At 60.7% G+C, this 4,501-nt stretch carries 5 protein-coding genes; 1 reads left to right on the top strand and 4 read right to left on the bottom strand.

Going from position 1 to position 4,501, the window contains the following annotated elements; translation table 11 throughout:
* From ACMV18_RS10725 to uvrB, 4 genes are all read right to left on the bottom strand, one after another.
* A partial coding sequence (locus ACMV18_RS10725) for an aminotransferase class V-fold PLP-dependent enzyme (RefSeq protein WP_420817837.1) occupies positions 1 to 292 on the bottom strand: 292 nt, incomplete at its 3' end.
* Between the two features lie 102 nt (positions 293 to 394).
* Positions 395 to 928, bottom strand: coding sequence for a Fe-S cluster assembly transcriptional regulator IscR (iscR, locus tag ACMV18_RS10720; RefSeq protein WP_374258987.1), 534 nt, complete (start codon positions 926 to 928; stop codon positions 395 to 397).
* Positions 929 to 1,107: 179 nt separating this feature from the next.
* Positions 1,108 to 1,632, bottom strand: a complete 525-nt coding sequence (locus ACMV18_RS10715) for a low molecular weight protein-tyrosine-phosphatase (RefSeq protein WP_420817836.1) — start codon at positions 1,630 to 1,632, stop codon at positions 1,108 to 1,110.
* Between the two features lie 71 nt (positions 1,633 to 1,703).
* On the bottom strand, positions 1,704 to 3,809 hold the full coding sequence (gene uvrB, locus ACMV18_RS10710; RefSeq protein WP_420817835.1) for an excinuclease ABC subunit UvrB: 2,106 nt from the start codon (positions 3,807 to 3,809) through the stop codon (positions 1,704 to 1,706).
* Positions 3,810 to 3,927: 118 nt separating this feature from the next.
* Here uvrB and ACMV18_RS10705 point away from each other — a divergent pair.
* Positions 3,928 to 4,501, top strand: a 574-nt coding sequence (locus tag ACMV18_RS10705) for an aminotransferase class I/II-fold pyridoxal phosphate-dependent enzyme (RefSeq protein ID WP_420817834.1), incomplete at its 3' end; no start/stop codon positions are given.

Genomic DNA, 4,501 nt, shown 5'->3' with positions numbered 1-4,501 from the left:
GCTTGCCCTTGCCTTTGTAGAAGTGGGCAGCGCCCTTGAGGGCCAGGTTGTTGGACTCGGTAGCACCGCTGGTCCAGACGATTTCGCGCGGATCGGCGTTGATCAGTTCGGCAACCTGGCGGCGACCGTTCTCGACCGCTTCCTCGGCTTTCCAGCCAAAGACGTGGGAGCGCGAAGCCGGGTTACCGAAGTGCTCACGCAGCCAAGGGATCATCGCGTCGACAACGCGGGGGTCGCACGGCGTGGTCGCGCCGTAGTCCATGTAAATCGGAAAGTGCGGGGTCATGTCCATGTGGGGCACTCTGGTCGGGCACCCTCTATGGGGTGCTCAGCGGGAAAGGTGGAAATTATCGGTCCTGGGGCCTGCGCCTTGGGCAGCGAGGCCTCAAGTCCCTTATTTGGTGAGGGTGGAACCGAGCGCGAACACCGAATTCGGCGCAGTCACCTTGATCGGCTTCACAACGGGCTGGGTCGAGATGGCGCGCTTGATGGGCTGCGCCTCGATCGAGACACCCTTGGCCACCTGATCGTCCACCAGCTTGCGCAGGCTGATCGAATCCAGATACTCGATCATCTTGGTGTTGAGGCTGGTCCACAGGTCGTGCGTCATGCAACGGCCACCGTCTTCACCCATGCAGTTTTCTTTGCCGCCGCAACCGGTCGCGTCGATGGGTTCGTCCACCGCCACGATGATGTCGGCCACGGTGATGTCTTCGGCCTTGCGCCCCAGGGAATAACCACCGCCCGGTCCACGCGTGCTCTCGACCAGTTCATGACGGCGCAGCTTGCCGAACAATTGCTCGAGGTAGGACAGGGAAATCTGTTGGCGCTGGCTGATGGCCGCCAGGGCGACGGGGCCCGTGTGCTCGCGCAAAGCCAGATCGATCATGGCCGTTACAGCAAAACGGCCTTTGGTTGTCAGTCGCATGTCTCGCTCCTTGGTCAGGACCTCGGGCGGCTTCTGCATGCGGCAATCAGAGGGTCAAACTGCTGCGCGTGACGCAGCCAGGATCTCCGGCCGCATCCGAGAGGCCAAATCCCGAGCGAATAAGTCAATCATAGACTAGTTGACTGAAAAAGTCAACTTTGATCAAGGGCAAACCCGCGTTACGCACCATTGAGGCGCATGCGGAGGTGATCGACCAGCCCATCACAGGCTGCCTCCACCAGATCGAGCACCGACTCGAAACTTTCTTCGCCACCGTAGTAGGGGTCTGGCACGACCTGCGCCTCGGCAAACGTCGAGTTCGCAGGCAGGAACTCGGTCAGTCGCTTGAGCTTGACGCGCATCATGCGGTCCGGCGGACAGCGGTCCTCCAGCAGCGCCAGATTGTCCCAATCCATGGCCAGCAAGAGATCAAATCGGCGGAAGTCCTGCGGACTCACCTGCCGGGCACGCAACGCGCTCAGCTCGTAACCACGGATGGCCGCATGTCGCTGGGACCGTTTGTCGGGAGCATGCCCCACATGGTAGGCATGCGTGCCAGCCGAGTCGACCTGCACCGCATCAGCCAAACCGGCCTGTTGAAGCTTGCTACGGAGCACGGCCTCGGCCGTCGGACTTCTACAAATGTTCCCCATGCACACCATGAGGACTCGGATACGGGGCTCGGTCACCACTGCTTCAACCATGAACTCGTCAACACATTCAAAGGCGAGATTGTCCCAGACTCACGCCCGACGCACCGCCATGCCGCAGCACTTCACTTGGCCGCAGGCTTGCTCGGTGTCGCCACATGGTCATGCACCACTGCACCAAAGGCCTGCTCCTTGAGTAGCGCGAGCTGATCGCGCAAGCGCGCCGCCTTCTCGAATTCGAGGTTGCGAGCGGCCTCCAGCATGTCCTTCTCGAGTTGCTTCATGCGCTTGCTCAAGTCCTTCTCGGACAAGGCCTCGGCCCCCTCCATCGACTTGGCCAGGGCTTCTGCGGCGCGCAGATCGTCCTTGGCCGCGTTGGACATCACCCCGTCGATCAGTTCCTTGACCTTCTTGTTGACGGTGCGCGGCGTGATGCCGTGCGCCTCGTTGTGCGCCATTTGCTTGGCACGGCGACGCTCGGTCTCGCCCATGGCTTTGCGCATGGATTCGGTGATCTTGTCGGCGTACAGGATGGCACGGCCATTCTGGTTCCGTGCAGCCCGCCCGATGGTCTGAATCAGGCTGCGTTCGGCCCGCAGGAAACCTTCCTTGTCGGCGTCCAGAATGGCCACCAGCGACACCTCGGGAATGTCCAGACCTTCGCGCAGCAAGTTGATGCCCACCAGCACGTCAAACGTCCCTAAACGCAGGTCACGCAGGATTTCGACACGCTCAACGGTGTCGATGTCGGAGTGCAGATAGCGCACCTTCACGCCGTTGTCGGTCAGGTAGTCGGTGAGCTGCTCTGCCATCCGCTTGGTCAAGGTGGTGATGAGCACGCGCTCGTCTTTCTCGACGCGGATGCGGATTTCCTGCAGCACATCGTCGACCTGATGCGTCGCCGGTCGCACCTCGACCACCGGATCCAACAGGCCCGTGGGACGCACCACCTGCTCGACCACCTGCCCGCTGTGCTGCTTTTCGTAGTCGGCCGGTGTCGCGGTCACAAACACGACCTGCCGCATCTTGCGCTCGAACTCTTCAAATTTGAGCGGCCGGTTGTCGAGCGCCGAAGGCAATCGGAACCCGAACTCGACCAGCGTGGTCTTTCTGGATCGGTCGCCGTTGTACATGCCCCCCAACTGCCCGATCATGACGTGACTCTCATCCAGGAACATGAGCGAGTCCGAGGGCATGTAGTCCACCAGCGTGGGTGGCGGATCGCCAGGGTTGGCGCCCGACAGGTGGCGTGTGTAGTTCTCAATGCCCTTGCAGTGCCCCACTTCCTGCAACATTTCGAGGTCAAAGCGTGTGCGCTGCTCCAGGCGTTGGGCCTCGACCAGCTTGCCGTCGCCGACCAGCTGTTTCACGCGCTCGTTGAGTTCCTGCTTGATGCCTTCGATGGCCTTGAGCACCTGTTCACGCGGCGTCACATAGTGGCTGGACGGGTAGACCACAAAGCGCGGAATCTTCTGCTGGATGCGCCCCGTGAGTGGGTCGAACAGGGACAAGGTATCGACCTCGTCATCGAACAACTCCACCCGCAGCGCCAACTCGGAGTGTTCGGCCGGGAAGATGTCGATGGTGTCGCCCCGCACACGGAAGGTGCCGCGTCCGAAGTCCATGTCGTTGCGCTTGTACTGCATGCGGATCAGCTGGGCAATCACGTCGCGCTGCCCCACCTTGTCGCCCGTGCGCACGATGAAGCGCATCTGCGTGTAATCCTCAGGCTTGCCGATGCCGTAGATGGCCGACACGGTGGCCACGACCACCACGTCCCGGCGCTCCAGAATGCTCTTGGTCGCACTCAGCCGCATCTGCTCAATGGCCTCGTTGATGGCGCTGTCCTTTTCAATGAACAGGTCGCGCTGGGGCACGTAGGCTTCGGGCTGGTAGTAGTCGTAGTAACTGACGAAGTACTCCACCGCGTTTTTCGGGAAGAACTCGCGAAACTCGCTGTACAGCTGGGCCGCCAGGGTTTTGTTGGGCGCAAAAATGATAGCTGGACGCCCAAGTCTGGCAATCACATTAGCCATGGTGAATGTCTTACCCGAGCCGGTCACGCCCAGCAGGGTCTGAAACGCCTCTCCATCGCGCACACCTTCCACCAGTTTCTGGATGGCCGTGGGCTGGTCTCCGGCGGGCGGATAAGGCTGAAACAGCTCAAAAGGCGAGTCTGGAAAAGTGACAAAAGTGCCTTGCGGCGCAGAAGCAATGGTTTCGTCTTGCATGAATTTGTGACTTGGGAGCGCATCCCAATGCCGGAGTAAAATGGCGAGCTAACCCTCAAGCCTACCGCAGGAGTTAGTTGAGGGTTAGCTGACATATTTCTACCCTCAAGGACAATCCATGTCTCTGTTTACCGCCGTCGAGATGGCCCCCCGTGACCCTATCCTGGGTCTGAACGAACAATTCGCAGCCGACACCAACCCCAACAAGGTGAACCTGGGCGTGGGCGTGTACTTTGATGACAACGGCAAGCTGCCTTTGCTCAAGTGCGTGCAAGCTGCCGAAAAGGCCATGATGGACAAGCCCACTCCCCGTGGCTATCTACCCATCGACGGTATCGCTGCCTACGACAACGGCGTGAAGGCGCTGGTGTTTGGTGCAGACTCTGACGTGGTCAAGTCCGGCCGTGTCTCTACTGTGCAGGCCATCGGCGGCACAGGCGGCCTGAAGATTGGCGCTGACTTCCTGAAGAAGATCAGCCCCAACGCCAAGGTGCTGATCTCCAACCCCAGCTGGGAAAACCACAAGGCCATCTTCACCAACGCGGGCTTTGAAGTCGGCACTTATGCCTACTACGACACCGCCACCCGCTCCATCGACTTCGCGGGCATGCTGGCCGACCTGAACGCCGCCGCTGCCGGCACCATCGTGGTGCTGCACGCCTGCTGCCACAACCCTACCGGCTATGACATCA

The sequence above is a fragment of the Aquabacterium sp. genome (assembly GCF_048860245.1).
Classification (GTDB): Bacteria; Pseudomonadota; Gammaproteobacteria; order Burkholderiales; family Burkholderiaceae_C; genus Aquabacterium.
The sequence above is the reverse complement of the archived record's forward strand: the minus strand, read 5'-3'. Positions and strand labels throughout refer to the sequence as shown.